A 1734-nucleotide genomic window follows, 5' to 3' on the forward strand; every position below is an offset into this window, starting at 1 on the left:
ACCACTTCGGACATGTCCAGCCCAAAGCGCTCAGCCGCCGCCCGGCGCAGGCTATCGGCCCGGGGCTCGGGATAGTGCGCGGCCCCGGTCAGGGCGCGGGCCACCACGGGCCGCAGCCACGCCGGCGGACCGAGCGGATTGATGTTGGCCGAGAAGTCCAGAATCTCCTCCGGCGCGCAGCCCAAGGCCTGGGCCGCGGCCCGGATGTCGCCGCCATGGGCGGGCAGGCCGGTCATGATCAGGCGGACTTGGCCAGTTTGAAGCGCAGCCGCAGCACGCCGTTTTCAAAGGAATGCGTGGTCAGACGGAAGGCGCCGAGCACGCCGGTGCGCTCGACATGCTCGCCGATGCACGGGCAGGCGTCGTAGTCGCCGATACGGATGATGCGCAGGGTGTCGGCGGCGTCCTCGGGCAGGCGGGTCAGGTTGAAGAGCGCCTCGGCCTCGGACCGGGGCATGGCCTCGGCCGTGACCGGCACATCGGCCGCGATGACGGCGTTGATCCGGGCTTCCACGTCGCGGGCTTCGGCCTCGGTCAGGTCGCGGTCAAAATGATAGTCGCACTTGGCCTTGTCCGGGTTGACGTGGGCGGAAAAGCACCGGCCGCAGGCGAAAAGGCGGTCCATGGTCTGATTCAGGATGTGTTCCGCCGTGTGCATGCGCGGGTCGTAGTTTTTGGCCATCAGTTCCTCCGTTGGCGGAACTGATAGCCGCCGCCCGCGCCGGGGTAAAGCCTCAGGCCAGGGCCGGAATCACCAGGGACGCGGCCACGCCCCACATGGTCAACCCGACCAGCACGTCGAGCACGGCCCAGGCCCTGGGGTGGCGGAACAGCGGGGCCAGAAGCGGCGCGCCCAGGCCCAGGACCAAAAACCACAGGCACGAGGCCGTGGCCGCTCCGGCCCCGAAAAGCAACCGCTCCGGCGCGGGATAGCGCCCGCCGATGGAGCCCAGAAGCAGAACCGTGTCCAGATAGACGTGCGGATTGAGGTAGGTCACGGCCAGGGTCGCCACCAAGGTCGCGCCCAGACTCATGCGCGCCCGCGCCCCCGGTTCGAGGCTCCCGGAGACCAGAGCCGAACGGAAGGAACGCAGGCCATACCAGAACAAAAATCCCGCCCCGAGCCAGGTCGCGCCGGCCAGAAAGGCGTCGTTTGCCTGCAGGGCCACGCCCATTCCGGCCAAGCCCAGGGCGATAAGCAGGATGTCGCTCGCGGCGCAGACCAAAACCACGAGCAGATGATGGTTGCGGGCCAGACTCTGGGTCAGGACAAAGGCGTTCTGGGCCCCGATGGCGATGATGAGCCCGGCGCCCGTGCCCAGGCCTTGCAGATATGGGGTGGTGATCATGACGTGTCTCCTTGTGTGTTGGTCCGCATGGAGATACGAGAGGGTGAAAAATAAGGAAAACGAATAATTTTATAGGACGATAAAATTTTCTTATGATCGACGCCAAACATCTGGAAGCCCTGGCCGCCGTCATCACCGAAGAAAGTTTCGACAAGGCCGCCCGCGTCCTGTTCCTGACCCAATCCGCCGTGTCCCAGCGCATCCGCCAGCTGGAAGAACGCATCGGCCGCATGCTCGTGGTGCGCTCGGTTCCGGTCCGGCCCACGCCGGCGGGCATGGCCGTGCTGCGCCATTACCGCCAACTGGCCGATCTGGAGCGGTCCCTGTTCGAGGAATTGTCGCCGGACGAAAGCGGCAGTTTCGAGACCGTGACCCTGGCCGTCAA

4 protein-coding genes are annotated in these 1734 nt (G+C 66.2%); 1 reads left to right on the plus strand and 3 read right to left on the minus strand.

Translation table 11 applies throughout. The features are described 5' to 3' along the window. The 3 genes from EOL86_14515 to EOL86_14525 form a co-directional block, all read right to left on the minus strand. On the minus strand, positions 1-236 hold a 236-nt coding region (locus EOL86_14515), incomplete at its 3' end, for a hypothetical protein (protein ID NCD26785.1). Between the two features lie 2 nt (positions 237-238). Further along, positions 239-682, minus strand: coding sequence for a hypothetical protein (locus tag EOL86_14520; GenBank protein NCD26786.1), 444 nt, complete (start codon positions 680-682; stop codon positions 239-241). Positions 683-734: 52 nt separating this feature from the next. Beyond that, positions 735-1349, minus strand: coding sequence for an amino acid transporter (locus tag EOL86_14525; GenBank protein NCD26787.1), 615 nt, complete (start codon positions 1347-1349; stop codon positions 735-737). A gap of 92 nt (positions 1350-1441) precedes the next feature. Here EOL86_14525 and EOL86_14530 point away from each other — a divergent pair. Next, the coding region (locus EOL86_14530; GenBank protein ID NCD26788.1) for a LysR family transcriptional regulator at positions 1442-1734 on the plus strand (293 nt) is incomplete at its 3' end.

The sequence above is a fragment of the Deltaproteobacteria bacterium genome (genome assembly GCA_009930495.1).
GTDB lineage: Bacteria > Desulfobacterota > Desulfovibrionia > Desulfovibrionales > Desulfomicrobiaceae > Desulfomicrobium.

Coding starts and splice junctions, on each gene's coding strand:
- EOL86_14520 (NCD26786.1), bottom strand. CDS start 682: ATGGCCAAAAACTACGACCCGCGCATGCACACGGCGGAACACATCCTG.
- EOL86_14525 (NCD26787.1), bottom strand. CDS start 1,349: ATGATCACCACCCCATATCTGCAAGGCCTGGGCACGGGCGCCGGGCTC.